The organism is Paenibacillus sp. FSL K6-1330, from assembly GCF_037976825.1.
In the GTDB taxonomy this organism is placed as follows: Bacteria; Bacillota; Bacilli; order Paenibacillales; family Paenibacillaceae; genus Paenibacillus_AQ.
The window spans coordinates 203,845-228,568 of sequence record NZ_CP150269.1; the positions used below are offsets into that span (position 1 = coordinate 203,845).

The following is a 24,724-nucleotide window of genomic DNA, read 5'->3' on the forward strand; positions in this document are numbered from 1 at the left end:
CTTTCGAGCTAGAGTGATCCAATAACTCGTTGTTAGGGGAAACAATATTAAGCGATGGTGCGTCTGACCGTGAACCACCAGCCTCCTGCAAGCAGAACGAGGGAGATGATCAGCGTGAGTCCGAGTCCTTGCAGCAGCGAATCGTTGAAGAGAAGGGCCAGCAAGCCATCAGCCAGCGTATGCCGGAGTGAAGGAATGGATGTAAAGATAGGGATTGCCGCAATAAATACCACCCAGACCACCCAGCCCATTACATGACGCAGACCGGAAAACAGCAGATTCAGTAATGAAATAAGAAGCAGGTAAACACCGAATTGATAGAAGAACATGCCAACGATGCCAAATTGATTCCATCCAAAGATTTCAAGGATGTTGAAGGTATCCTCATATTGTCGTATAAATCCGTTCTCCACCTGAAGCCAGATGATATTGAGGACAGCAAAGATGGCGGACCATATGGAGTAAACCAGAAGCATACCAATATAATATTCTTTTCGTGTAGCTCCTAAATTCATTACCCGCCGGAACAAGCCTGCCGGGAGCACACTGCCTACAAATATCAGGAACACGGTGAGGATGTTAGCCGCAGACACCTGCGTATTCTCCGAACTGTCTCCAAGAGACAGGCTTATGATCACATTTGCAATCAAACTAATCGCAACGGTGCCGAGCATCACCAAGAGATAAGGTCGAAGCTGAAGAAATGAAGCCCTCATGAGTGCGGTGGTCTTATTCAATGGATTGCCCTCCTTCGATTAAATAGGAGAAAAACTTTTGCAGTGGTAAACCGTCAATAGCAATACCAAGCTTGTTGGCTTGTGAACGGTCTGCCTCATGAATGGCTCCATATATCGCGGTTAAGGAACCTTTACCGTAAGATTCTTTATATATCACGTGACGATCCTTCGTAAATTGTTCGATTTGTTCCTGGTTCCCTGTCAACAGATGAGAATTGGCGCGGATATGGTCAACATCGTCATGCAATAACATAGCGCCGGAATCCATGATATAGACTCTCTCAACGACGGTTGCGATCTCATCAATCAGATGGGTCGAGAGCAGGATGGTCCGGGGATGATTGGCATAATCCTCAACCAGAACGCGATAAAATCTCTCTCGCATGAGCACATCCAATCCCAGCACCGGTTCATCAAATACGGTGATCGGGGCCCGGCTAGCCAAACCGATGATGTTTCCGACCAGGGATTCCATTCCCCGTGAAAGCTGGCGGATTTTTTTGTCCGGGTTTAGCTTGAATGTCTTTAGCAGGCTCTGGGCATAGTCCCAGTCCCAGTCCTCGTGAAAGGCCGATGCCAAGCGCAGCACTTCAATCACCTTGGCACCGCCGAAGAACAAATTTTTCTCTCTTACGTAGCAAATTCCCTTTGGGGTTTCTCCACTCTTAAGCGTTACCCCCGAAACCTGAATACTGCCATAGTCGGGAAAAGATCCGCCGGTCATCATATTAAGCAGTGTGGTCTTTCCGGCGCCATTGCGGCCCAGCAAGCCGTAGATCGTATTCTCTTCCAGCTGGAGCTCCAGATTTCGGACCGCTTCCGTACGCCCGTAACTCTTGCTCAGGTTGGAACAGGTAAGTATTGCGTTCATCCTGCTCATCTCCTATCTCTTTTGTTTGATCATTTCAATAACATCCTCGGTGGTCAATTCAAGCTTTTCTGCCTCATCAAGCAGCTTCAATACGAGTTCGTTGTAAAACCGATCCTGTCGCTTGGTCAATATGATCTGTTTGGCATCTGCAGCAACAAACATGCCCAGCCCCCTTTTCTTGTACAAAATCCCTTCATTGACAAGTAGGGCAATGCCTTTTACAGCTGTTGCGGGATTGACCTGAAAAGTACTCGCGAACTGCGACATTGAGATAATCTGATCATCCGCTTGGTATGTCCCGTTCAATATGTCATCTTCAATCATATCTGCGATTTGCTGAAAAATCGGCTGTCCTTCGTCAAACCTGGAATTCATGATATCACCCTGTCGGTATGTTAGTCTTGTAACATACTATAATGCCTGATGGAAGGATGTGTCAATCAAAAAGAAAAAAACAGACCCAAATGGGCCTGTTTGTGCTGTGAAATACAAAGGACCCCGTCTCTTCAAGACGAGGGTAAGGGGTGTGATCAAGCTGCAAGGAATGCTATATCCAGCCCTTCTCTTCGGCCATCGAGATGGCCTCAATCCGGTTCTTGGCACTGAGCTTGCTTAAAATCTCAGACATATAGTTGCGGACAGTCCCATAGGACAAGTGAAGCTTCGACGCAATTTCATTGGAGCTGTTGCCGTCTGCAGCCAACCGCAGCACTTCCCGTTCGCGTTCGGTCAGCGGATTGGCACCTGCACCTGAAAGCGTACCGAATACGAGCTCAGGGGAGACCTCCCGCCGCCCATCCATTACCCGGCGGATGGCTTCTGCCAGCCGTTCACTGGGCTCGTCCTTAAGCAGGTATCCCTGAACTCCCGCCTGCACGGCCCGCTCGAAATAACCGGGTCTAGCAAAGGTCGTAAGTATGATGACTCGGCTGGCATAACCACGCAGCTTAACTTCCTCCGCTACTTCGAGACCGCTGCGCGCAGGCATTTCGATATCGAGCAGGCATACATCGGGTTGATGCAAGCCAATCAGGGATAGAGCTTCATCGCCGTCGCCGGCTTGACCAATCACATCAATATCGTCTTCAAAATCAAGCAAGGAAGCCAGAGCGCCTCGCAGCATTCGTTGATCCTCGGCGATCAGCACTTTGATGCTCATGGGTTGTGTCCTCCTTCCGGTTCTTGATGATGATCGGAACACGAATTTCTATTATCGTGCCTTGCTGGTCGGAGCTGGCCTCTACGGTGCCCCCGATAAGGGAAAGCCGCTCCACCATGCCTTTCAGGCCATTACTGTTGGATGAAGAAGATGAATCTTCTTCTTTGCATTGAAGACCAACTCCATTGTCGGCCACCTCAAGACGCCACTCATTGTCAAGCGACTCGAGGGCAATCCGGCACTGGCTTGCCTGACTATGCTTCACCACATTGGTCACGGCTTCCCGCAAGCAGAGGCTCAGAATATTGTGGGCCAGGTCGGATATTCCCTCCAGCTTCGGGTTACCGGTGCAGATAAACCGGATATCGGCACTCTCCAGAATGATCTGGGCCTCTACCAATTCCTCGGGCAAGGTGGCGGTCCGCATATCGGACACCAGCTCACGTACTTGGCGCAGCGCGGCACGAGAGGTGTTCTGAATCTCCCGGGCTTCCAATTGGGCCTTCTCTGGATTCTTCATTGCCAGCTTCTCGACAAGCTGGCTCTTCAACGTGATGAGGGAGAGGGTATGGCCTAAGGTGTCATGAAGATCCCTGGCGATACGCATCCGCTCTTCGCCTTTAATCAGATTGCGAATCTGCTCGTTAGCCTGCGCGAGCTCCTTCTCCAACTCCTGCCGCCGGTTCAATGAGCGGATACCGAAGGGTGAAAATAGCATGATGAGAAAGAAAGGAATCATAAATACCAGATCCCTCCAGCCCAGCAAGCTCGCATTTTTGATTAAAGGAACGGTCTCGATGATGCCGAACAATACGAGGGAGATCGTGAAATTACGCCGATCGGTATACCAGCCGATGAAATTGGCCGTAAAGAAGCCCATGTACATGTAGGTTGGGTGGTACCACATGCAGAGAATGAAAATGATGGACATCTGAACGCCCAGCCACGCAAAGAAACGAGGGGTTCCCGCGGCGAAGTAGAGCTGGCGGTACGTGACGAGAAACAAGGCAATAAGCGTAAAGCCGATCCCCATCTTCCATCCTTGTTCGCTCATCATGTTGATCACGGGCAGGCATATATAAATGAGCCATAAATAGGGGAAAAGCCCCAATTGCGTTGGAAACACCTCAAACCCTGCAGATTTCGCGTCGTTCAATTTTTTCATGAAGCCATCATCCTATCCCCTTAATCGGCTTGTTGTTTTTTCCGAATATAGGTGGATAGTAACATAAATACTACCAAATATCCTGCCAAAACCATGAAATTATCCAAGCCCGGCGCTTCTCCGCGCACGATCGACCAGGCACCTCCGCCAAAATGGTAGGAGGGCATCCACTTGCCGATAGCTTGCATGATAGAAGGCATCGCCTCGATCGGGAACCACATCCCGCCCGTTACGGCCAGGCCTAAGTAGATGCCGTTGCTGACGCCACTTGCTGTATCGACCCGTTTCATGGAGCCAATCAGGGTGCCGATAGCCAGGAACGGGACGGACGCGATCAGAATCCACAATCCGCTGAGCAGCCATTGTCCGAGGGTGAGGGAGACGCCGTTAATCAGGTAGCCGGCTACGAATATCACGATGATACAGAGCAGATGCATGACTGTCTGCACAAACATTTTGCCAAAGAAATACACGCTGCCGGGAAGTGGCGTTACCCGCATATATACAGCCCAGCCCTGGACTCGCTCTTGCACGAGGCGAATGCCGAGCGACATGATGGCGGTGCCCATGACACTGAAGGATGCCATCGACATCAGATAATGCGCCTGCCATTGTCCCGTATCGGCGGCCCCCGTATTCACGACCCGGGTAAAGATGAAATAGAACAGAATCGGCATAGCGAGCGACCAGAAAATATAATACGGATTGCGCACCATCCGGAGCAGCTCCATCTTGCACTGTATAGCCAGCAGTTTCCAGGTTGTCATGATTATACGGCCTCCCCTTGATTCATCGTTAATTGCTCAAATGCTTCATCCAGGCTTCCTTGATCGATGCGGATATCACGTACGGCCAGCCCGGCCCGAAACAGAACTGCTAGTGCCGTGTCCGTATTATCCGTTACGGCGTTCAGCCGACCGTTCAGTTCATATACATCCGTTACGCCGGGGACCTCATGAAGCAGCTCCTTGACCTGCTGGTGATCCGCATCGACGATAAAGGAGAGCGACCTTCGGGTCAGCTTAGCCTTAATAGCTTCTGGCGTGCCGTCTGCAGCAACCTGACCCTGGTGGAACAGCAGAATGCGGTCAGCCATATCGTCCGCCTCTTGCAGGTAGTGGGTGGTGAACAGAATCGTCTTGCCCTGATCGGCAAGCTTGCGTACCGTCTGCCAGAATAACCGGCGTGCCGATGTATCCAGGCCGACCGTTGGTTCATCGAAGAATAACAGCTCGGGGTTCCCCGCAATCGCCAGTGCAAAGCTGAGCTTGCGTTTTTGGCCTCCGGACATTTTGATAGCCCATTTGTTAAGTTCCTCTGTTGTGAGCCCGCTAAGCAGGGCGATGTCTGGAAGCGCCAGCGCATTCGGATAATAGCCGCGAATGAGATTGATGATTTCACGCGTGCGGAGCCCGTCCATGACGCTCACCTCTTGAAGCATGGCGCCGATCTTCTCGCGGACCTTCAAGTCCTTCGGGCTTTGACCGAACAAGAGGACCTCGCCTTCGCTGGCGTCTTTAAGACCAAGCATCATGGAGATGGCGGTTGATTTACCTGCTCCGTTTGGCCCGAGAATGGCCGTGATAGATCCTTTTTCTATAGTAAACGACACTTGGTTGACTGCTTTTTTGCTTCCGAACATTTTGGTTACCTGCCGTAGTTCCGCAATAGGTTCATGGATTGGTTTTGACATGGTATTGCTCCTTTCGTAATCGAAATGATCTGAATTCATCATACGAAAGCGAGGGAATGCCCGTTAGTAAAGGATGTCATCACTTCGGAGTGACATTTGTCATGTGCGAACTGCTAAAGATTAGAGGAGGTTTGATTATGAACAAATAAGGGCGGTTTCAAGCTTAGTTGTATGCGCTTACATACGCGCGATTAAAGGACTGCTTACGGCTTTCTGTTACGTTGTCTTCTCTTGACCGCAGGAGTGCCTTCAATTATAGTGGGTACAGTAGGAGCAATCTATAATATAGAAGGAAAAAGGTGGCTTGAAACATGTCTGAGAACATCTACGTCGGTGTCGATCTGGGCGGAACAGCAATTAAAGTTGGAATTTGCAATGAAGAAGGGCATCTTCTGCATAAGTATGAGGGGCCGACGGAAACAGCCAAAGGCGTTGACACGGTTATTGACAACATTGAGAAATATGTGCGTCACATTGTAGAAGAATCGCCATACAGCTGGGATCAACTTGCTGGCGTGGGAGCTGGATTCGCCGGATTTACGAATATTCGTGAAGGCATCATAATTTTGGCACCGAATGTAGGATTTAAAGATGTACCGATTCGCGCACTGCTTGAAGAGCGTCTCGGCAAGCCCGTCAAAATAGACAACGACGCCAATGTAGCTGCATTGGGTGAAGCTTGGAGCGGCTCAGGCCGCGGCGTTGAGAACTGCGTATGCTATACATTGGGTACCGGTGTCGGCGGAGGCATTATTATTAACGGCAAAATTTATCAGGGGTTTGGCGGCATGGCTGGCGAGCTTGGACATATCTCGGTTGTGCCGGACTTGGAAGCGATTCAATGCGGATGCGGTGAAATGGGCTGTCTCGAGACGGTTTCGTCGGCAACCGGCATTATCCGCATGGCGAAGGATGCCGTAGAGCGTGGCGACCGTACTTCCCTTGCCCATGTAGAGAGCATTGCGGCGAAGGAAGTGTTTGACGCTGCAAAGGCAGGCGATGAAGTTGCCGTTCGGATCGTGAATCGCGCAGCTTATTACCTGGGCAAATCCATGGCTGCCGTTGCGGCCGTGTTGAATCCCGAAGCCTTTATTATCGGCGGCGGCGTATCCAAAGCCGGCGACATTCTGTTTAATGAAGTTCGTGCTGTATTTGCGAAGCTGACACCAGAGCCGCTTCAACGAGGTGTACGCATCGTTCCGGCTGAGCTCGGCAATGATGCCGGCGTTGTAGGCGCTGCTGGTCTGCATTTGCGTTCGTAGTCATTAATCACCATACATCGTCTGATCTAAACTTATAAGGGAGGGAAAGCTGATGCTGGAAGCAGCCAACCGCGGCAGCAACACATCATCCATGGCCACCCTGATCATCATCACCGGGATGTCGGGAGCAGGTAAGACCTTGGCCGTACAAAGTCTGGAGGATCTTGGATTCTTTTGCGTCGATAACCTGCCTCCGGTGCTCATTCCCAAATTCGCGGAGCTGATCGAACAATCCAAGGGGAAGATCGGCAAGGTTGCATTGGTCATCGACCTGCGTGGCCGCGAATTTTTCACGGCTCTATCAGAGTCTCTGAGTTACATCAAGGATCACTTTACCATCCATTGCGAGATTCTGTTCCTGGATGCAACGGATTCCGTGCTTGTTCAACGCTATAAGGAAAGCCGTCGTCGCCATCCCCTCGCTCCGGAAGGCATGCCGCTTGACGGTATAAGGTTGGAGCGCAAAATGCTGGATGAGCTGAAGAATTCGGCCACTCAGGTGATCGATACCAGCAATATGAAGCCTGTGCGATTGAAGGAGAAGATTATCTCACGCTTCACACATCTGGAGAGCAGCACGTTATCGGTAAATATTACATCCTTTGGGTTTAAATACGGTATTCCGATTGACGCTGATCTGGTGTTTGATGTGCGCTTTCTGCCCAACCCGCACTATATTGAGCAGCTGCGTCCAAATACCGGCCAGAACAGTGATGTATATGAATATGTGATGAAATGGCCGGAGACACAGGCTTTCTTAACCAAACTGCTCGATATGCTGCATTTCTTGATCCCGCAGTATCGGAAGGAAGGAAAAAGCCAGGTTATTATCGGCATTGGCTGTACCGGCGGGAAGCATCGCTCCGTTGCGATAGCGGAATACCTTGGCAAAATGCTGGGCGTTAGCGAAACGGAGACGGTATCGGTGAGTCACCGTGATTCTGATCGGGATCGGCATTAATTAAGGGAAGTGATAAATGTGGCTGTGCAAGCTAAAAAGCGTCCCCGTATCGTGGTGATGGGTGGAGGAACCGGGCTGTCCGTCATGCTGCGGGGACTCAAGGAAAAGCCGCTTGATATTACGGCCATCGTTACCGTCGCTGATGATGGGGGAAGCTCCGGCATACTGCGTAGCGAATTGCAGATGCCGCCCCCGGGAGATATTCGAAATGTACTTACAGCGCTTGCCGATGTGGAGCCGCTGTTATCCGATATATTGAAATACCGTTTTAAGAATGGCTCGGGACTGGCCGGGCACAGCCTCGGCAATTTAATCTTGGCTGCCATGACGGATTTGCACGGTGATTTTGTCACGGCAGTCAAGGAGATGAGCCGGGTTTTTGTTGTTCGTGGACAAGTGCTGCCTGCGGCGGGTGAAGCTGTTATTTTGCATGCGGAGATGGAGGACGGTTCCATTGTGACCGGTGAATCCAAAATCCCGGAGGCTGGACAGCGCATTAAGCGGATCTTTCTGGAGCCGGAGCATGTCGAGCCGCTGCCGGAGGCGCTGGAGGCAATTCAGCAGGCCGATGCAATTCTGATCGGTCCGGGAAGCCTGTATACCAGTATTTTGCCCAATTTGCTTGTTCCCAAGCTTGCTGAGGCTATCGTATCCTCTGAGGCGATCAAAATGTTCGTGTGCAATGTGATGACGCAGCCTGGAGAAACCGATAATTATACAGTCAGTGATCATTTGCAGGCCGTTTACGACCATATTGGTCTTCATCTGTTCGATTATGTTATTGTAAATGATGGAGAAATCCCGCCTCAGGTTCAGGATAAGTACGCCCAGAAGGGTGCTAAGCCCGTGTTCCTGGATCGTGATGAGGTGACGAGCAGAGGGTACAAACTCATTGCAGATAAGCTTGTGCTATTTAGAACATACTTAAGGCATGACGCTGACAAGCTGAGCAACCATATTTTTCAGCTGGTACAGGATTGGATTACACGAAAGGGGTGAGTACCTTGTCCTTTGCGGCACAGACGAAGAAAGAACTGACAATGATCGAAAGCCAGAACTGCTGTGAAAAAGCCGAGCTGTCCGCGCTCATTCGGATGAATGGTTCTGTTCAACTTTCGAACAAAAAGGTAATCCTGGATATTTCAACGGAAAATGCCGCGATTGCAAGACGTATTTATTCCTTAATTAAGAGGCATTTCCAGGCGCATACTGAACTTTTGGTGCGTAAAAAAATGCGTTTGAAGAAGAATAACGTATATATCGTTCGTATTCCCGCCCAGGTTCAGGAGATACTTAAAGAACTGTGCATCGTTTCCGAAGGCTTTCTGTTTCAATCGCGGATTGATAAACAAATCGTTCGCAAAAATTGCTGTAAACGCGCCTATTTGCGCGGTGCCTTTATGGCTGGCGGATCCGTGAACAATCCGGAGGGGTCTTCGTACCATCTCGAAATTGCCTCAATGTATGAAGAGCACTGCCAGTCCCTGGTGGATCTGGCGAATGAATTTCATCTGAACGCACGTTGTATCGAGCGGAAGAAAGGATTTATCTTCTACATTAAGGAAGGCGAGAAAATTATCGAATTCCTTAATCTAATCGGTGCCCACCAGGCATTGTTCAAGTTCGAGGATGTTCGTATTATGCGGGACATGCGTAACTCGGTAAACCGGATCGTGAACTGCGAGACCGCCAACCTGAACAAAACGATCGGCGCTGCCGTCCGTCAAATTGAGAACATCAAGCTGCTCCAAAAGGAAATGGGTCTTGAGAATTTGCCTGATAAACTTCGGGAAGTGGCGGAAATAAGGCTAGCTCATCCGGACATGAATCTCAAGGAAGTCGGCGAGCTTCTTAAAGGAACCGTCAGCAAATCCGGCGTCAATCACCGTCTGCGCAAAATCGACGAATTGGCCGAAAAGATTCGGAATGGGTAAGAATTTTTTCTTCTAGTGTCCTGTATGGTAAAATGGTATAATATTATAAAATGTCAATCGCGCTTTCAATGCAGCAGATTTATTAGATAGGGGGTAATTTTCATGACAAAGCACCCGGTAGTCGTTCGGTTAAAGACGGGTCTTCACGCCAGACCGGCCGCGCTGTTCGTTCAGGAAGCGAATAAATATTCATCTGAAATCTTCGTTGAAAAAGATGATAAAAAAGTAAATGCCAAAAGTATCATGGGAATTATGAGCCTTGCGATCAGCTCTGGTACGGAAGTTTACATTAGTGCTGAGGGAGCCGACGCTGAGCAAGCGGTTACTTCACTCGTGAACTTGGTGAGCAAAGAGGAACTCGAGAACCAATAAGGGCAACCGTGATTGAAGTTTAAGAAAAGTCTTGTTACTGCAAGGCTTTTTTTGCTATCAAGCTCTGGTATTGCTGGGATTCTCGCTTGATTCTACGTACATAAGAATAGGTTTTAAGAGTAGGGGCGGAGACATCCGCCTTTTTCAATTTTGGGGCCCCCAACAAAGGATTTGGAATAAACATCGTAGCATAAGCTCCACTTTGTGGGGTTATTTTACGTTGTTTTCATAAAATTAAGCCTTCGTTTAACTTCAGTTTAACTTGTTGATATATTCTTTCCTTACAGATGGTAAATAGGGATGGAAGGGAAGAGAAACCGATGAGAGAAACGGATCATACTTCTATACAAGAAATGACGCAGGAAAAGTCGGCCGGCAGCAATAAAGCAGGTTCGCAGGCCTTCTTCCGGCTGTTGAAAGAAACGAAACCTCCGATGCTGCTGCTGATTGGAGCGATCCTGCTGAGTGTGGTATCAACCCTGATCGGACTAGTCATTCCGATGTTTACAAAGAGCCTGGTGGATGGCTTTTCCTTAACGGATATGAATCGTTCCCATATCATCGGGCTTGGCATTGCGTTTGTGTTGCAGACGATTGCCTCGGGGGTCTCGATTTTCCTGCTGAGTTATACGGGACAGAAGATGGTGGCTGCCCTTAGGGATCGGCTGTGGAAAAAGCTGCTTGTGCTGCCGATTCGCTACTTCGATCATAACCGTTCAGGGGAATCGGTTAGCCGGATGACGAATGATACAGGAGTGATCAAAAGTCTCATATCGGACCATGTGGCCGGATTCTTCAGCGGGATCATTTCTATTGTCGGTTCCATTGGGGTGCTCCTCTATTTAAACTGGAAGATGACGCTGACGATGTTTATCGTCATTCCGATTGCAGCGCTGATTCTTGTGCCGCTTGGCAAGAAAATGTATAAAATATCGCTTGGCATGCAAGATGAGACAGCTACGTTTACCGCGAATATCAGTCAGGTGTTGTCCGAGATTCGCTTGGTTAAAGCTTCTAATGCTGAGGACAGAGAGTATGAGAATGGGCATAAAGGGATTACCAATCTGCTGAATTTCGGGATCAAGGAAGGTGTGGTATCCGCCTGGATCGCGCCGCTGATGTCCTTCGTGCTGATGATGCTGCTGGTGGTGGTCATCGGGTATGGCGGACTTCAGGTATCCACAGGGGCGCTGACCGCTGGGGAGCTGGTTGCGTTTATCCTGTATCTGATTCAGATCGTGATGCCGATGACGCAGTTAACGACGTTTTTTACCCAGTTTCAGAAGGCTAAAGGAGCAACGGAGCGAATATTGGAAACGCTGGATGCAGAGGAAGAGTCCATTTCGGCCGGTACTGATGTGGTGAACGCGAATCAGCGGATGTCCATCGAGAATCTTTCGTTTGGTTACAAGCCGGATGAGCTGGTGCTGCATGATATCAGCTTTAAGATGGAGCCGGGCACGGTCACGGCCGTGGTTGGACCGAGTGGCGGAGGCAAAACGACGCTGTTCTCCATGCTGGAGCGTTTTTACCTTCCGCAAAAAGGGCAGATCCGATTGGGCAAGACGGCGATCGATACGTTCTCTTTACGCTCATGGCGCGGATTGATCGGCTATGTTTCACAGGATAGTCCAATGATTGCGGGAACCATTCGTGACAACTTATGTTATGGGATGGACCGGGAGGTTAGCGATGGTGAGATCCGAAGAGCGGCAGAAATGGCCTATGCGGATGGATTTATCGACGAGCTGCCTCATGGCTTTGATACGGATGTGGGCGAACGGGGCGTGAAGCTTTCGGGCGGACAGCGGCAGCGGGTTGCCATCGCCAGAGCCCTGCTGCGGGATCCCAAGATTCTGATGCTGGACGAAGCCACTTCCAGTCTGGATAGTCGTTCCGAGATTGAAGTGCAGAAGGCGCTCAAGAACCTCATGGCTGGACGGACGACGATTATTATCGCGCACCGGTTATCCACGGTGGTGGGAGCGAATCAGATTATTTTCATTGAAAAAGGAACGGTAACCGGACGGGGAACGCATGATGAATTGATTGAGCAGCATGATATGTATAGGGAATTTGCCGTGCAGCAGCTGCAAATGAATGAAACGATCGAGGCCTAAGGCCTAAGGGCGCCTTGAAGATGCTGGGGAAGAAGGGATGGCAACCATGGCAAAAATATTGGTAGTGGACGATGACCCGAACATCCGCGAACTCATAAAGGTGTTCCTGGAGGAAGCGGGAATGGAAGAGGTGTTCGAAGCTTCGGATGGCGTCGAGGCCTTGTCCGTCATGGACCAGACATCCGTCGATCTGGTCGTGATGGATATCATGATGCCGAATATGGACGGATGGGAGTTATGCCGGGAGATCCGGAGGAACACCGGTATTCCGGTGCTGATGCTGACGGCCAAAGGGGAGACGAGACAGATCGTGAAGGGCTTTGAGCTGGGCACCGACGATTATCTGGTGAAGCCCTTCGAGCCCGCAGAGCTCGTCGTGCGCGTCAAAGCGCTGCTGAAGCGGTATCAGGTAGCCGCATCGCAGACGGTGACCGTCGGCAAGCTGCAGATGAACCGCAGAACCTATGAGGTCAAGGCGGGTGATGAGGTTTTTACCCTGCCGCTGAAGGAGTTTGAGCTTCTCTTCAAGCTGGCCAGCTACCCGGGGAGCACGTTGATGCGTGATCGGTTGATCGAAGAGATATGGGGCTATGACTTTGAAGGGAACGAACGGACGCTGGACGTCCACGTGAATCGGCTGCGGGAGCGGTTCCCGGAGGAGAAGTACCGGTTCAGGATTCGGACGGTGCGCGGGCTGGGATATCGCCTGGAAGCAGGTGAGGGCTGATGAAAAAAACGCCTAAAATCTTGTGGAAGATCGTTCGAGAAACGCTTCAGACGATTTTGGTTTTCGCGGTCTTGGGAGCGTCATGGACGGCGGCGACTTATGTGACTCGGTTTGTTTACACCTGGACGGGAACCCCGCCGTGGGATTATGCCATCCAACTGATCGACTTGTTTGTCGGCGTGATCATTTTCTTCCTGTGCATGCTGGTCGTGGGCATGTTCTTCAAGCACCGGCAAATGGCCATGCTGAATTCCATTACGGATGCCATGCGACGGATATCGCAGGGGGACTTCAATGTAAAGATGAACGAAAATGAATGGCGCGGGGAGTTCAAGATGATCGCGAGCAGCATTAACGACATGGCCGGCGAATTGGGGCGGATGGAGACCATGCGTCAGGATTTCATCTCTAATGTGTCCCATGAAATCCAATCCCCACTTACTTCGATTCGGGGGTTTGCCCGAGCGCTCCGAAGTCCCCGCCTCACGGAGGAGAAGAGAGCCCGTTATCTGGAGATCATCGAAGGAGAGAGCCGCCGCTTGTCGCAGTTGAGTGACAATCTGTTGAAGCTGTCGTCCCTGGAAGGAGAGCAGCCGGCATTCGAAAGGGCCCGCTACCGGCTCGACGGGCAGCTGCGTGCGGTCGTCTTGGCGAATGAACCGCAATGGCTGGCGAAGCGGATTCAGGTGGATCTGGACCTAGCTGAGGTAGAGATTGAGGCAACGGAGGATCTCCTGAGTCAAGTATGGAACAATTTGCTGCACAACAGCATTAAATTCACGCCCGAAGACGGCATGATCACGATCGTGCTGAAAGCAGGAGAAGACGGGGCCGAGGTTACGATGACGGATTCGGGAGTCGGGATGTCGGAGTCGGATCAGCTGCATATATTCGAACGCTTTTACAAAGCGGACAAATCGCGCAATCGCGCCGCTGGCGGCAGTGGGCTGGGATTATCCATCGTGAAGCGGATCGTCGATATTCATCAAGGGAAGATAACGGTCCAATCCGAGCTTGGGAAGGGATCGAAATTTACGGTGATGGTACCCTATAAGCGATCTCTGGATACGAAGTAATGATTGTGCAGTGAAGGTTTGACATTAAAATTGTACGTGAAGCTGTGACATGAAGTTGGATATGAAGTTTAGATGGGCTTGGATATGAAGAATAGATGGGTTTAATGAAGTACGTGGGGAGCTGACATAAAAAGGACGCTGATCGTGTGACTCTCCTCTAGGAAGGCGGGAAGGTATAGAGGATTAGGACTGTTTCGGGGATGTTCTCAAGAAGATACTAAAGGTGTGAGGAGATGGCTGCTTACCCGCCATATCTGGAACAACTTGAACCGGATATGTCCATAGAACAGTAGAACAGGAGTAAGGGCTATGGTCGCCCCTACTCCTGTTTAAGCTGTGCGTGATGCGATATGGACAAACTCACCGAGTCGGGTTAAAGCAGGTGAATTAGCTAAAACGGTTGCGAATTTGGCGGACACCAAGGACCTTATTTGCCGAATTAAGCGCCGTATCCTAAAATAACGGACTCCAGATCCGTTATTTTAGGATTTGTTTAGGTAAATGCCACCTTTTGGAAGGAATAACGGATCCTTGGTCCGGAAGTTTCCGGAAAACCGCCATTTTCCCTCAAATAAGGTACTCTCGGTCCGTTAGCTCCACTAAAGCACCGTGCAGCCATCGCACGACCACCGCAGTCGACTCTAATTTTAATGCACATGCCATTATTAGCCGTATGATAACCGGTTAGTCTCACCCTAACGGGCTATCCTGAAGGGTCGCTGGTTACTGCATGAATCTAGTCGACAGCCCTCCAAGCCTGCCCCGGACCACACACCGTGCGCACAGGGAGCAGTGAGCACAGGGAGCAGTACGCCAGGGAGCAGTACGCACACAGGGAGCAGTACGCACAGAGAGCAGTACACACAGGGAGCAGGACAGACAGAGAGCAGTGAGCACAGGGAGCAGAACGCACAGAGAGCAGTGAGCACAGGGAGCAGTACGCCAGGGAGCAGAACGCACAGGGAACAGTACGCACAGAGAGCAGTACGCACACAAAGAGCAGAACGCACAGAGAGCAGTGAGCACAGGGAGCAGCGAGCACAGGGAGCAGAACGCCAGGGAGCAGCCCCAAGGTACATGTAGCTACACGGCAGCGGTTTGTTAAAGAAAGGTTAGCTGCGTGATTACAGCACCTTTTCCAAAAAGCTAATCGTCCGCTCATGCTTCGGTCTGCCGAACACTTCCTCTGGCGGGCCTTCCTCTACGATGTATCCGCCATCCATGAAGATCACCCGGTCCGCAACCTCGCGGGCAAAACCCATCTCGTGCGTGACAATCATCATCGTCATGCCTTCGCGCGCCAGATCCTTCATGACGCCGAGCACTTCGCCGACCATCTCGGGGTCCAGCGCCGATGTCGGCTCGTCAAACAGCATGATGTCCGGATTCATCGCCAGCGCCCGGGCGATCGCCACACGCTGCTTCTGACCGCCCGACAGCTGGCTCGGGAAGGCCTCCGCTTTATCGGAGAGGCCTACTTGCTCCAGAAGCTTTAGCCCCGTGGCACGAGCCTCGGATGCGTTCTGCTTGCCCAGCTCGACCGGGGCAAATGTAATGTTCTTCAGCACGTTGAAGTGGGGGAACAGATTAAAATGCTGGAACACCATGCCGATGTTCTGGCGCGCCTTGTTGATGTCTGTTTTAGGGTCATTGATATCCTTGTCATGCACGAATACCCTGCCTGCCGTAATGTCCTCCAGACGATTGATGCAGCGTAGGAAGGTGCTTTTACCGGAGCCCGAAGGCCCGATGACACAGACAACTTCGCCTTCCTGGACCTGCATGTTAATGCCCTTCAGCACCTCATTCGTGCCAAAGTTCTTCTTCAGTCCTTCTACGCGGATTTTATCCATGACGCACCTTCCCTTCCAGACGGCCCGAAATTTTGGTCAGAATCGTGATCACGACCAGATACATGATGGCGACCACGAGCCAGATATCAAACGAAGCGAACGTTCTTGCAATGATGATTTTCCCGGATTGGGTCAGTTCGACCAGACCGATTACCGACAGGATCGATGTATCCTTGAGCGTGATCACGAGCTGGTTAATAAAGGTCGGAATCATTACTTTGATCGCTTGGGGAATGATGATTTTCATCATGGCTTTGCGGTATGGCAGACCGAGCGAGCGGGCAGCCTCCAGCTGTCCAGGGTCAATGGATTGGATACCGCCCCGGATAATTTCCGTTACATAAGCACCGGCATTCAGGCTAAGTGTCAGGACCGCTGCCACGACCGGCGACATCGTGAAGCCGAGTGCCTGCGGAATACCAAAGTAGATGAAGAAGGCAAGGACTAGCAGCGGTATGCCGCGGAAAATGTCCACGAATACGGTTGCGATGCCTCGGAGCCATTTATTGCGTCCGACCTTCATAAAGCCGAATATCAACCCTAAGAAAAACGCGAAGAACAGCGATACGAGGGTCAGCAGCAGCGTATTGCCAAGGCCCTTCAGCAGCGAAGGCAGCGACTCCACGATCAGCCCCCAACGGCTTTGAGTCGCCGCGCTTACGGCATTTTCGCCAATGTATTTTGCCTTAATGCGATCGTACTCACCACTGGCCCTCAGGTTGATCAAGCCGGCATTGAATTTCTCCAGAAGCTCTTGGTTCTTCCCCTTGGCAACGGCAAATCCGTAGGAGGCGCCAGGCACCATATCCGTGACGATCTTCAGTCCATTGTTCTGTTCGACTCCATAAGCCAGCACAGGGAAATCGTCAAAACAGGCAACGGAATTACCGGTCCTGACATCGTCATACATCTGGGCCGAATCGTCAAAAGGCACGATGGTGAATCCGTACTTGGAGGAGATAGATTCAGCAAAGCTGTAACCCTCCGTACCCGTTTTGACGGCGACTTTTTTCCCTTTTAAATCCTCATACCCTTTGATGGACTCCTGATCCTGGCGAATGGCCATGACCACACCTGAGTCAAAATAAGGATCGGAGAAGTCGAATTTCTGCTTCCGCTCATCCGTGATGCTCATGCCGGCAATGACTCCGTCCACCTGGTTGGCTTCCAGCGCCTGAACCGCCGCATTGAAACCGAGCGGCTTGACTTCATATTTGAAGTTCTGATCTTTCGCGATCGCATCCAGAAGATCCATGTCGATACCGACAAAATTGCCGCTAGCATCCTGGAATTCAAACGGGGCAAACGTAATGTCTGTTCCGATCTGATAGGTTTTACCGGAGGCTGGCTCTGCCGCGGCGCTTGCCGCCCCGTATGGCATGCCCGCTGCCATGAGTATCAGCAGTGACATGAACGCGTATAACATCCGGAATGATTTCATAGTGACCTCCTCTTTTTAACACCGATGTAGTTAGTTACCCATGAAGGCTTCCTTATTAAACAGTTGCCGTCATCTTCATTGGGTATCTTATTGTGCTGATCCACCAATCATGCCTAGATATACCAATTAACAGGGGCGTATCAACAAAGTTAAAGAAAAATCTCAAAACACTTCGTTCCGGATGCAACATTTACCAATGCCCTCACGTTAGAAGGGTAAGGCAAGCATGGCAGCGATGCCAATATAAAGGAGGCTGACAATAATGAAAAGATGGGTCAAACAAGTAGGTTCCATCATGATTGCAGGTGCACTGTTGACTGGCAGTACGGCAGTAGTAGGATTGAGCGGGGCAACCGAGGTGCATGCGGCGGAGGCAGCACAGCAAAACCTTCTTACCGTACTCGGTAAAGGCGAGATCTCGGTGAAGCCAGATATCGTATATCTTTCCATTGGGGCTGAATCGTATGCGGAAACCGCAAAATCCGCACAGAAGAGCAATGCGCAGAAAATGGATAAGATTACGAAGATGCTGAAAGAAACATGGAAGATCGATGACAAGGATATCAAAACCGAACAGTTCTATGTACAGCCTAACTATACGTACTCTGATGATAATGGACGTAAAGTGAAGAATTACAGTGCTTATCATTCCCTGGAAGTCACTCTTCGCGACTTGAGCAAAGTCGGCGATCTGCTCGATGCAGCCTCTGATGCCGGTGCCAATTCCATTGGCAACGCCCGTTTCTCGGTCGAAAACCGTGATGCTTTTGAAGCCCAAGTGATAGATAAAGCCGTGGCAAATGCGGACCTGAAAGCTCAAGCGATGGCAAAAGCCTCCAAGCGTCAGCTGGGTATCGTGCTTAACATTGTGGAAGGTTCTGTGGGTATAGATAACATCTACGGCCTCGAAAAAATGGCGATGGAAGCACAGTCCGTTGCAGCGGACGCGGGTGCCAACACATCCGTGAAGCCGGGCGAGATCAAAATCTCGACGCAGCTGTACGTGCAATATGAGCTGAAATAGTAACTGTTTTCGACTCAGAATACTAAAAACCGTTCATCCGGGTCTTTATCGGTGGACGGTTTTTTGTGCATCCCTTTTCGAAAAATGAAATACCATTATCCGGTCCTGTATCCGTGCCTTCCCTAGATGAAATACACAGAAAAGTGTTGTGTATGGGGGGAAAACGAGGTATAGTGAATATGCGAAAAACTGAACTTTATTTAAACGTTAAAGCCATACCCATGGATATGGCTTTTTTTTTTCTTAGTAGAGATTTCTAGACGCTTCCACCCTTAAGAAACGGATTCTGCCAACCTGAGAACGATAGGCAGTATGACCGTTTCTTCTTAGTGGGGAACGTTTTTGTGCATACTGGTTAGCAGGAATGTACACATGGAATAGGTCACATTTTGAAGAAGGGGTTGATGCATGTGATTGAACTTGTCCAGATCGAGAAGCATTTTCAGGGACAAGCGGTCGTGCATCCGCTGTCGCTCTCCATTAAAGAGGGGGAATTCCTGACTTTGCTGGGCCCCAGCGGCTGCGGCAAAACGACGATTCTCCGAATGATAGCAGGATTCGAACAGCCGACCGAAGGACAGGTCTGGCTGGCGGGTCAGAATGTGACGGAAATGCCTGCGAACAAGCGGGACTTGAATCTGGTATTCCAACACTATGCTCTGTTTCCGCATATGACCGTAGAAGATAATATTGCTTTTGGGTTGAAAATGAAAAAAATGCCGCGTCAGCTCATCAAAGAGCGGGTGGACGAGGCCGTTGCCATGACACAGCTGACCGCCCTGCGGGAACGCTTTCCGCACCAACTGTCCGGCGGACAGCAGCAACGCGTGGCCATCGCCCGCGCCATCGCTAACAAGCCGAAGGTGCTGCTGCTGGATGAACCACTGGGCGCATTGGATCTGCAGCTCCGCAAAAATCTGCAGTCTGAGCTCAAGCATTTGCAGCGGACGCTCGGGATTACGTTTGTCTATGTAACGCACGACCAAGAGGAAGCCATGATGCTCTCCGACCGGATCGTTATCATGAACCACGGACGGGTAGAACAAATCGGTACGCCGCGCGAGATCTATGCGAAACCGCAAACGCTGTTTGCTGCCACGTTTGTAGGGGAGAATAACGTCTTTTCCTCGCCCGAAGGTCTTTTTGCAGTGCGGCCGGAGAAACTCATTCCGCAGCGGGAGTCGGGTGCCAGGAAGAACGGCGTGATTGAGGATGTACAGTACCTCGGCAGTGTTCATAAGCTTCTGGTCCAATTGGATGATGAACCGATGAAGGTCACGATTGCCCTGGATATCTCGGATGACCATCCTTGGGAGGTTGGTGAACGAGTCGGGGTGAACTGGAACACCAAGGATGAGGTGATCATCGGGCCATGAGGAAATCAAGGTTCCTATTGACTCCGGTGCTGCTGTGGCTATCCCTGTTCCTGATCGTTCCGATGCTAATTGTGGTCGGCATCTCCCTGCTCTCGCGGGATTCGCTGGGGAATATCGTTTTTTCCTTCAGTCTCGAAGGCTATAAAACCTTTTTTGATCCATTATATTTGGGAATTTACTGGGATACCCTGGTATTGTCGCTGCTGACTACGGTGATTTGCTTGTTAGTCAGCTATCCTTTGGCCTATTATATAGCCAACGCTTCCCCGCGTATCCAAACCTGGGGATTAATTCTAATCACCGTCCCGTTCTGGATTAACTTTCTGATCCGCACTTATGCCTGGGTTCTGCTGCTACGAACGCAAGGCGTGGTGAACAGCCTGCTGCTGTGGATGGGTTGGATCGACGAGCCGATTCAGATGCTGTATACGTATGGCGCCGTACTTCTCGGCATGGTCTATAATTTCATTCCCTTCATGGTGCTGCCGATTTACGTGGCCCTGGAGCAGATGGATAAGCGTCTGATAGATGCGGCCAGCGATCTGGGCGCTTCTAGATGGAAGGCATTCCGCCACATTACCTTGCCGCAGAGCAAATCCGGTATCATGACGGGAGCGGTTTTGGTCTATGTCTCGACTTCCGGGATGTTTGTAGTTACGGATATTTTGGGAGGCGCGAAGTCCTCCATGATCAGTAATGTTATTCAACAGCAGTTCCTGGGTGCGCGCAACTGGCCCTTTGGAGCGGCGTTGTCGGTGATCTTTGTGATCACGTCCCTGGTGCTGATCCTGCTCTTTAACCGGGCGATGCAAGCCCGCCATCAACGCGTAGGGGAGGGGAGATAAGTGAAGAAGAAGAATCACCCGCTGCTCGGGATTCACTCTTTCCTTATGATGGCTTTCATCTATGTACCGATCATCATGATCATCATCTATTCCTTTAACAACACGCGGCTTAGCGGCAACTGGGAAGGATTTACGTTAGATTGGTATGTGTCGCTATTCGAGAACCGGCACGTGATGGAAGCGCTGATGAACAGTTTGACGGTGGCGGTCATATCAACGATCGTTTCCACCCTGCTTGGAACCGCAGCGGCGCTCTCGCTTCGGAGTATGGGGCGCAGAGGTCGCAGCGGCATGAATGGGCTGCTGTATCTGCCCGTCATTATCCCGGATATTATTATGGGGCTGTCGCTGCTGGTGCTGTTCAGTCAACTGAACATGCCGCTTGGCAAGACGACGGTGATTATCGCACATATAACGTTCAGCCTATCGTATGTGTATGTCGTTGTGACAGCCAGACTGTCGGGCATGGGCAAACAGCTGGATGAGGCGGCCCAGGATTTGGGGGCTACGCCTTGGCAGACGTTCCGGCATGTTACATTGCCGCAGATTGCTCCGGGCATTATCTCCGGCGCCTTGATTGCTTTTACGCTGTCATTGGATGATTTTATGGTCAGTTTTTTTGTCGCCGGCCCAAGCTCAACGACGCTGCCGATCTATATTTACGCTCAGGTGAAGCGCGGCATCTCGCCAGAGATTAACGCGCTGTGTACGCTGCTCATTCTAGTCAGCATCACGCTGATTCTGTTAGCCCAATATATTCTTAACCGCGGCAATGGGCAAAAGAAACATAAAACATTACCGATCTAAGCTGAGATGAACGCTTTTTTCGAAATAAAACATGCAAGTGGAAAGAGAGGAGATATTGAATTGAAAAAATCAAGATGGACCCGCCTGCTGACGGCAGGCATGGTTGCGGTATTGTCTGTGGGACTCTTGGCCGGTTGCGGATCGGATAAGGAGACGCTCCACATTTACAGCTGGGCGGATAACTTTGATCCTGAGGTGCTGAAGGACTTCGAAGCGAAGTTCGACGTGAAGGTAACCTACGACAATTACGCAAACAATGAAGACCTGCTGGCTAAAATCAATGCTGGTGGCAGTGGATATGACCTCATTCAGCCGTCCGATTATATGGTGAAAACGATGATTGAATCGGAGCTGCTTGAGCCGCTTGATATGAATAATATCCCGAACTTCGTCAATCTTACGGATACTTTCAAAGACCCTTCCTATGACCCGGGCAATAAATATTCGATCGTCTACACGTCCGGTGTAACGGGAATTGCATATAACAAGAAGTATGTGAAGGACCAAATCAACAGCTGGGAAGACCTCTGGAACCCGGAATACAAGGGCAAAGTTCTGCTTCTGGATGACAACCGTGAAATGATCGGCATGGCGCTGAAGAAGCAAGGGAAATCCAACAGCAGCACGGATGAAGCGGAAATCACCGCAGCTACGGATGACCTGAAGACCTTGCTGCCGAATGTGCTTGCGTTTGATACGGATAACATCAAGCAGAAGATGATCCAAGAAGAAGGCTGGATTGCTACGGTCTGGTCCGGAGATGCGGCCTTCATTGCAGCGGAGAATCCGGATGTGGCGTATGTCGTGCCAGAAGAAGGGGCTACCATCTTCTCTGATAACTACGCGATTCCTAAGGGAGCCAAGAATAAAGAGCTGGCCGAGAAATTCATTAACTTCATGATGGAGCCTGAGGTCAGCGCCAAAAACTATGAATTCATCGGATACAGCAATCCGAACACCAAAGCGATGGAATTCCATAGCGAGGAATACCGCGCCAATACGATGATCAACCTGACAGATGAAGAGCTGGGCCGTACCGAATGGCTCGATAATGTCGGTGACTCGCTCTCGATCTATGATCGTTTATGGACCGAGCTGAAGAGCGGTCGTTAATTATAACAAGCATTTTCATATTTTTGTAATAAAAAGTCTGTCCCATTGGGGCAGGCTCTTTTTTTTGTTAGCAAAGAATAGGCCCTAAGGCCTGGAATAGGAAAAAATGTCCGATTTATGCGAATCGAACCACAACTTCGGGGCCCGTTTCGTTGTTATATATAAGGGAGGACGCAAATGATTTAAACCAGGTTTCTATGCGTTTAAATCAGGAAAAGGAGAAATCGGCTTGAGCGATGTGATGGGCTTGCTGGTTCTTGCAGGAATCGTAGCGGGCGTTGCAGCGGTGTTGTTTCTGAACTTCTTCAGGAAAAGCGCTCTGCATCTGGTGTTATTGAGTATTCACAGTGCGCTTGTCGGTATCGGATTATTTCTATTAAGTTATGCAATCCGGTGCAGCGAAATCTTGTTGTTTATGGGTGCATGAGCTCTCTTATTCGGTGTATTTCTAAGCTTAAAAGCATTCATGCAGAAAGATTAGATGAACGTATAGGTCCTACGGCATGGAATCAAAATTGTCATTGGCGTTGTTACCAATACATTGAAAGCTTTCCTTATAATGATTAAGGGTAATAGATTAACAACAAACGGAAACTTAATTTAACAAAGGTGGAGTTCTGATATGAATCCTAAATTACGTGTATGTGCATCATTAATTGCAACTAGCGTCCTGCTTGGTGGTCTGGGTTTGAGCGGACAGGTCATCGATGCAAGCGCCGCTAAGGCGCCCGTTTCCGACAGCCAAAAATCGTCAAAGAATGAAGTTGTACTGAAATGGAATGGCAAGACCCTGTCACAGAAAGGTCTCGTGCTGCACGGGGTAACTTATGTACCGGCAAACGCTTTGCGGGACGGCCTGGGGATGCCTCTTAAATATGATGCAAAAAACCGTACGTATACACTGGGTAACGGTTATAACAAACTGAGTGCCATTGTATATGCTTCAACTGAAATCGGTATTCTGGTGAATGGTTCGTATGCCGGCGAGCCTGGCGGACAGATCATCAATGGTCGTCTGTATGTGCCATTCAAAACGATCAGCGAATATATGGGTGTTCAAGGACAATGGAATCCTTCCTTGAAAACACTCAGCATGACACCAAAGAAACAGAATGATATTACCATTAAATCGGTTGCGCTGAAGAAGAAGATTCAAGGCGTGGATGCCGTTGTGAATTATCCTGTAATCAGTGGACTCGATAATGCAGAGGTCCAAGCTGAAATCAACAAAGTTTTGAAAGAAAATGCTTCCGGCGTAATCACAGGTGCTGAAGGGAATGCTGAAGAATTCCCTCCTTCGGAATCCAATCTCTCCTACGAATTCAGTGGTGACTTTGTGGTTCATTACAACCAGAACGATATCCTGAGCATTACGACGTATGATTATTCTTATACCGGCGGCGCCCATGGGATGACCTTCCGTAAAAGCTTCACCTTCTCCTTGAAGGATGGCAAGCAAATGAAGCTGGGCGATTTCATCAACATGCAGGGCAAGAATAAACAGAAGCTGAACAACCTTGTGCTGAACACGATGAAAAAAGAAGGGGGCTACCTCGGCGGATTTGAGGGCGTGCCTGCGGATGCTGATTTTTATGTGAAGGATAATGCTGCGATGCTGTACTTCCAGCTTTATGAGTACACCGCGTATGCCTATGGATTCCCGGAATTTGAGCTGAACCTGAAAGAGTGGAAGTAAGAATATACGGTAAGCGGTTTGTGTAAACTGCAATCATTTATTTTCATACTATAGCTTGTCTAGAAACATTATGTTGTCCTGATGTAACGCTGTGCTGGAACCATTGGCGGAAAATCCCTTGATCACGAAGGAGTGGAGCGCATACTCCCGCTTCCTATGATCAGGGGATTTTCGCGTTTATCGAGAGGCTTGCCTCGATGACAATTTGCATGTTTTGTACATTTTGCACACTGCTTCTGCACGGTGCGTGGCTTTCCTTTATTCCCCTCCTTTCAAGGTAAGGCAGGCCTTTTAGGAGGGGCGCCTTACCGTCTTTAGGTTTTATTGAAAAAGTTGTCCCCTCCAGTGAGAGTATCCCCGGAGGAGCAACGCGTTCGCCTTTGAAATCGGGAAACAACCTATCCATTCATTCCAGTTTCCTGATTTCAACAGCGACCGAAGGGGATACTCTCACTCTCCCGAATTGAAGTTTTCAATAAATCCCCTTCAGAG

The 24,724-nt window shown here is 50.0% G+C and carries 25 protein-coding genes; 15 read left to right on the forward strand and 10 right to left on the reverse strand.

Annotated features, from left to right (window positions below; all coding sequences use genetic code 11):
• Positions 1 to 47 precede the first annotated feature (47 nt).
• The 7 genes from NYE54_RS01005 to NYE54_RS01035 all read right to left on the reverse strand — a co-directional run bounded on the left by NYE54_RS01005 (position 48) and on the right by NYE54_RS01035 (position 5,625).
• Positions 48 to 737 carry a hypothetical protein gene (locus tag NYE54_RS01005; protein WP_339269359.1) on the reverse strand — a complete coding sequence of 230 codons (690 nt, stop codon included), beginning with the start codon at positions 735 to 737 and terminating at the stop codon, positions 48 to 50.
• Positions 730 to 1,608 (reverse strand): ABC transporter ATP-binding protein, encoded by an 879-nt coding sequence (locus NYE54_RS01010; RefSeq protein ID WP_339269361.1) that lies wholly within the window; start codon positions 1,606 to 1,608, stop codon positions 730 to 732. The genes NYE54_RS01005 and NYE54_RS01010 overlap by 8 nt, the downstream gene beginning before the upstream one ends.
• Positions 1,609 to 1,620: 12 nt before the next feature.
• Positions 1,621 to 1,983, reverse strand: a complete 363-nt coding sequence (locus tag NYE54_RS01015; RefSeq protein WP_076326172.1) for a GntR family transcriptional regulator — start codon at positions 1,981 to 1,983, stop codon at positions 1,621 to 1,623.
• A 172-nt stretch (positions 1,984 to 2,155) separates the two neighbouring features.
• Positions 2,156 to 2,767, reverse strand: coding sequence for a response regulator transcription factor (locus tag NYE54_RS01020; protein WP_339269364.1), 612 nt, complete (start codon positions 2,765 to 2,767; stop codon positions 2,156 to 2,158).
• Entirely contained in the window at positions 2,700 to 3,932 is a 1,233-nt protein-coding gene (locus NYE54_RS01025) for a sensor histidine kinase (RefSeq protein WP_339269366.1), read from the reverse strand. Before NYE54_RS01025 ends, NYE54_RS01020 begins: the two co-directional genes overlap by 68 nt.
• A 20-nt stretch (positions 3,933 to 3,952) precedes the next feature.
• A complete protein-coding gene (locus NYE54_RS01030; protein WP_339269368.1) occupies positions 3,953 to 4,699 on the reverse strand; it encodes an ABC transporter permease in 747 nt (248 codons plus the stop codon).
• Positions 4,700 to 4,701: 2 nt separating this feature from the next.
• The gene (locus NYE54_RS01035) at positions 4,702 to 5,625 is read right to left on the reverse strand and encodes an ABC transporter ATP-binding protein (RefSeq protein WP_339269370.1); all 924 of its coding nucleotides are present in this window, start codon (positions 5,623 to 5,625) and stop codon (positions 4,702 to 4,704) included.
• 311 nt (positions 5,626 to 5,936) lie between these two features.
• Here NYE54_RS01035 and NYE54_RS01040 point away from each other — a divergent pair, with 311 nt between their 5' ends.
• The 8 genes from NYE54_RS01040 to NYE54_RS01075 all read left to right on the forward strand — a co-directional run bounded on the left by NYE54_RS01040 (position 5,937) and on the right by NYE54_RS01075 (position 14,077).
• Positions 5,937 to 6,887, forward strand: a complete 951-nt coding sequence (locus tag NYE54_RS01040) for an ROK family glucokinase (RefSeq protein WP_076326177.1) — start codon at positions 5,937 to 5,939, stop codon at positions 6,885 to 6,887.
• A 52-nt stretch (positions 6,888 to 6,939) separates the two neighbouring features.
• Positions 6,940 to 7,848 carry an RNase adapter RapZ gene (rapZ, locus tag NYE54_RS01045; RefSeq protein ID WP_076326178.1) on the forward strand — a complete coding sequence of 303 codons (909 nt, stop codon included), beginning with the start codon at positions 6,940 to 6,942 and terminating at the stop codon, positions 7,846 to 7,848.
• A gap of 57 nt (positions 7,849 to 7,905) precedes the next feature.
• Positions 7,906 to 8,847 (forward strand): YvcK family protein, encoded by a 942-nt coding sequence (locus tag NYE54_RS01050; protein WP_174819264.1) that lies wholly within the window; start codon positions 7,906 to 7,908, stop codon positions 8,845 to 8,847.
• A gap of 5 nt (positions 8,848 to 8,852) precedes the next feature.
• A complete protein-coding gene (gene whiA / locus NYE54_RS01055; protein ID WP_076326180.1) occupies positions 8,853 to 9,782 on the forward strand; it encodes a DNA-binding protein WhiA in 930 nt (309 codons plus the stop codon).
• A 102-nt stretch (positions 9,783 to 9,884) separates the two neighbouring features.
• Positions 9,885 to 10,154, forward strand: coding sequence for an HPr family phosphocarrier protein (locus tag NYE54_RS01060; protein WP_006207570.1), 270 nt, complete (start codon positions 9,885 to 9,887; stop codon positions 10,152 to 10,154).
• A 353-nt stretch (positions 10,155 to 10,507) separates the two neighbouring features.
• Positions 10,508 to 12,274 (forward strand): ABC transporter ATP-binding protein, encoded by a 1,767-nt coding sequence (locus tag NYE54_RS01065; protein WP_339273352.1) that lies wholly within the window; start codon positions 10,508 to 10,510, stop codon positions 12,272 to 12,274.
• 46 nt (positions 12,275 to 12,320) lie between these two features.
• Entirely contained in the window at positions 12,321 to 13,001 is a 681-nt protein-coding gene (locus NYE54_RS01070) for a response regulator transcription factor (RefSeq protein WP_339269372.1), read from the forward strand.
• Entirely contained in the window at positions 13,001 to 14,077 is a 1,077-nt protein-coding gene (locus NYE54_RS01075; RefSeq protein WP_339269374.1) for a HAMP domain-containing sensor histidine kinase, read from the forward strand. Before NYE54_RS01070 ends, NYE54_RS01075 begins: the two co-directional genes overlap by 1 nt.
• A 1,124-nt stretch (positions 14,078 to 15,201) precedes the next feature.
• Here the strand turns inward: NYE54_RS01075 and NYE54_RS01080 are convergent.
• Together NYE54_RS01080 and NYE54_RS01085 are read right to left on the reverse strand one after the other, a co-directional pair.
• Positions 15,202 to 15,930 (reverse strand): amino acid ABC transporter ATP-binding protein, encoded by a 729-nt coding sequence (locus NYE54_RS01080; protein ID WP_076326183.1) that lies wholly within the window; start codon positions 15,928 to 15,930, stop codon positions 15,202 to 15,204.
• The gene (locus tag NYE54_RS01085; protein WP_339273354.1) at positions 15,923 to 17,311 is read right to left on the reverse strand and encodes an amino acid ABC transporter substrate-binding protein/permease; all 1,389 of its coding nucleotides are present in this window, start codon (positions 17,309 to 17,311) and stop codon (positions 15,923 to 15,925) included. Before NYE54_RS01085 ends, NYE54_RS01080 begins: the two co-directional genes overlap by 8 nt.
• Positions 17,312 to 17,633: 322 nt before the next feature.
• Between NYE54_RS01085 and NYE54_RS01090 the strand changes: the two genes are divergently transcribed.
• The 7 genes from NYE54_RS01090 (at position 17,634) to NYE54_RS01120 (ending at position 24,232) form a co-directional block, all read left to right on the forward strand.
• Positions 17,634 to 18,395 carry an SIMPL domain-containing protein gene (locus NYE54_RS01090; RefSeq protein ID WP_076326185.1) on the forward strand — a complete coding sequence of 254 codons (762 nt, stop codon included), beginning with the start codon at positions 17,634 to 17,636 and terminating at the stop codon, positions 18,393 to 18,395.
• A 404-nt stretch (positions 18,396 to 18,799) separates the two neighbouring features.
• Complete coding sequence (locus NYE54_RS01095; protein ID WP_076326186.1) at positions 18,800 to 19,771, forward strand: ABC transporter ATP-binding protein; 972 nt, start codon at positions 18,800 to 18,802, stop codon at positions 19,769 to 19,771.
• Entirely contained in the window at positions 19,768 to 20,616 is an 849-nt protein-coding gene (locus NYE54_RS01100; RefSeq protein ID WP_339269376.1) for an ABC transporter permease, read from the forward strand. The genes NYE54_RS01095 and NYE54_RS01100 overlap by 4 nt, the downstream gene beginning before the upstream one ends.
• Before the next feature lie 45 nt (positions 20,617 to 20,661).
• The gene (locus tag NYE54_RS01105; RefSeq protein WP_179090738.1) at positions 20,662 to 21,423 is read left to right on the forward strand and encodes an ABC transporter permease; all 762 of its coding nucleotides are present in this window, start codon (positions 20,662 to 20,664) and stop codon (positions 21,421 to 21,423) included.
• 60 nt (positions 21,424 to 21,483) lie between these two features.
• Positions 21,484 to 22,536 carry a spermidine/putrescine ABC transporter substrate-binding protein gene (locus NYE54_RS01110; RefSeq protein WP_339269377.1) on the forward strand — a complete coding sequence of 351 codons (1,053 nt, stop codon included), beginning with the start codon at positions 21,484 to 21,486 and terminating at the stop codon, positions 22,534 to 22,536.
• Positions 22,537 to 22,765: 229 nt separating this feature from the next.
• Positions 22,766 to 22,963: a hypothetical protein gene (locus tag NYE54_RS01115; protein WP_339269378.1), complete on the forward strand. Its 198-nt coding sequence runs from the start codon at positions 22,766 to 22,768 to the stop codon at positions 22,961 to 22,963.
• A gap of 195 nt (positions 22,964 to 23,158) precedes the next feature.
• Positions 23,159 to 24,232 (forward strand): DUF4163 domain-containing protein, encoded by a 1,074-nt coding sequence (locus NYE54_RS01120; protein ID WP_339269380.1) that lies wholly within the window; start codon positions 23,159 to 23,161, stop codon positions 24,230 to 24,232.
• Positions 24,233 to 24,392: 160 nt separating this feature from the next.
• Here the strand turns inward: NYE54_RS01120 and NYE54_RS01125 are convergent, their stop codons facing one another.
• Positions 24,393 to 24,638 (reverse strand): hypothetical protein, encoded by a 246-nt coding sequence (locus tag NYE54_RS01125; protein ID WP_339269382.1) that lies wholly within the window; start codon positions 24,636 to 24,638, stop codon positions 24,393 to 24,395.
• Between the last annotated feature and the right edge of the window lie 86 nt (positions 24,639 to 24,724).

Bases quoted from the DNA above. Each gene is read 5' to 3' on its own strand.
- NYE54_RS01010 (WP_339269361.1), bottom strand. From the start codon at position 1,608: ATGAACGCAATACTTACCTGTTCCAACCTGAGCAAGAGTTACGGGCGT.
- NYE54_RS01015 (WP_076326172.1), bottom strand. From the start codon at position 1,983: ATGAATTCCAGGTTTGACGAAGGACAGCCGATTTTTCAGCAAATCGCA.
- NYE54_RS01020 (WP_339269364.1), bottom strand. From the start codon at position 2,767: ATGAGCATCAAAGTGCTGATCGCCGAGGATCAACGAATGCTGCGAGGC.
- NYE54_RS01025 (WP_339269366.1), bottom strand. From the start codon at position 3,932: ATGAAAAAATTGAACGACGCGAAATCTGCAGGGTTTGAGGTGTTTCCA.
- NYE54_RS01030 (WP_339269368.1), bottom strand. From the start codon at position 4,699: ATGACAACCTGGAAACTGCTGGCTATACAGTGCAAGATGGAGCTGCTC.
- NYE54_RS01035 (WP_339269370.1), bottom strand. From the start codon at position 5,625: ATGTCAAAACCAATCCATGAACCTATTGCGGAACTACGGCAGGTAACC.
- NYE54_RS01040 (WP_076326177.1), top strand. From the start codon at position 5,937: ATGTCTGAGAACATCTACGTCGGTGTCGATCTGGGCGGAACAGCAATT.
- rapZ (WP_076326178.1), top strand. From the start codon at position 6,940: ATGCTGGAAGCAGCCAACCGCGGCAGCAACACATCATCCATGGCCACC.
- NYE54_RS01050 (WP_174819264.1), top strand. From the start codon at position 7,906: ATGGGTGGAGGAACCGGGCTGTCCGTCATGCTGCGGGGACTCAAGGAA.
- NYE54_RS01060 (WP_006207570.1), top strand. From the start codon at position 9,885: ATGACAAAGCACCCGGTAGTCGTTCGGTTAAAGACGGGTCTTCACGCC.
- NYE54_RS01065 (WP_339273352.1), top strand. From the start codon at position 10,508: ATGACGCAGGAAAAGTCGGCCGGCAGCAATAAAGCAGGTTCGCAGGCC.
- NYE54_RS01070 (WP_339269372.1), top strand. From the start codon at position 12,321: ATGGCAAAAATATTGGTAGTGGACGATGACCCGAACATCCGCGAACTC.
- NYE54_RS01075 (WP_339269374.1), top strand. From the start codon at position 13,001: ATGAAAAAAACGCCTAAAATCTTGTGGAAGATCGTTCGAGAAACGCTT.
- NYE54_RS01080 (WP_076326183.1), bottom strand. From the start codon at position 15,930: ATGGATAAAATCCGCGTAGAAGGACTGAAGAAGAACTTTGGCACGAAT.
- NYE54_RS01085 (WP_339273354.1), bottom strand. From the start codon at position 17,311: ATGCCATACGGGGCGGCAAGCGCCGCGGCAGAGCCAGCCTCCGGTAAA.
- NYE54_RS01090 (WP_076326185.1), top strand. From the start codon at position 17,634: ATGAAAAGATGGGTCAAACAAGTAGGTTCCATCATGATTGCAGGTGCA.
- NYE54_RS01095 (WP_076326186.1), top strand. From the start codon at position 18,800: ATGCATGTGATTGAACTTGTCCAGATCGAGAAGCATTTTCAGGGACAA.
- NYE54_RS01100 (WP_339269376.1), top strand. From the start codon at position 19,768: ATGAGGAAATCAAGGTTCCTATTGACTCCGGTGCTGCTGTGGCTATCC.
- NYE54_RS01105 (WP_179090738.1), top strand. From the start codon at position 20,662: ATGATGGCTTTCATCTATGTACCGATCATCATGATCATCATCTATTCC.
- NYE54_RS01120 (WP_339269380.1), top strand. From the start codon at position 23,159: ATGAATCCTAAATTACGTGTATGTGCATCATTAATTGCAACTAGCGTC.
- NYE54_RS01125 (WP_339269382.1), bottom strand. From the start codon at position 24,638: ATGGATAGGTTGTTTCCCGATTTCAAAGGCGAACGCGTTGCTCCTCCG.